Here is a 536-nt window from a genome sequence, read left to right as displayed (position 1 = left end):
GGATGAACAGGGTTCGTGCCGGCGGCTCTTCAAGATTCTTCAGCAAGGCATTGGCGGCATTGGCGTTCATGTCGTCGGCCGGGTCGACGATGACGACCCGGTAGCTGCCGTCATGTGAGGTCAGCGACAGGAAGCGGTTGACCTTGCGGATTTCATCGACGGTGACAACGGTCTTGAAGCTCTTAGTCTTGTCGTTCAGCGGCCGGGTCAGATGCAGCACGCCGGGATGCGCCCCGGTGGCGATCTGGCGAAACAGCGACGACGCCGGATCGGGAGTGGCAAGGCTTTCCGGCGCCTGCGCGAAATCGGGGTGCTTCAGGAGATGATGCGCAAGATGGAAGGCGAGCGTCGCCTTGCCGATGCCGACCGGTCCGGAGAAGATCAGCGCATGCGGCAGCTTTCCCGCGCGATAGGCGGCGGTGAGCATATCAGCGGCTTGGCTGTGCCCGACCAGGCGTCGCGTCTCGGATGGCTCGGGCACGCCGTCCAGCGTGTCGTGCTGTTCGGGTGCGATGCGCTCAAAAATCATGCCGGTG

1 pseudogene is annotated in these 536 nt (G+C 63.4%); it reads right to left on the bottom strand.

What is annotated here, in order from left to right:
* Positions 1–529: pseudogene (locus tag EN935_RS39620) on the bottom strand (DNA polymerase III subunit delta'); the annotation flags it as partial.
* Between the last annotated feature and the right edge of the window lie 7 nt (positions 530–536).

Origin of the sequence: Mesorhizobium sp. M7D.F.Ca.US.004.03.1.1 (assembly GCF_003998635.1) — a bacterium.
Lineage (GTDB): Bacteria > Pseudomonadota > Alphaproteobacteria > Rhizobiales > Rhizobiaceae > Mesorhizobium > Mesorhizobium loti.
This window is presented reverse-complemented; position numbering and strand designations above follow the sequence as displayed.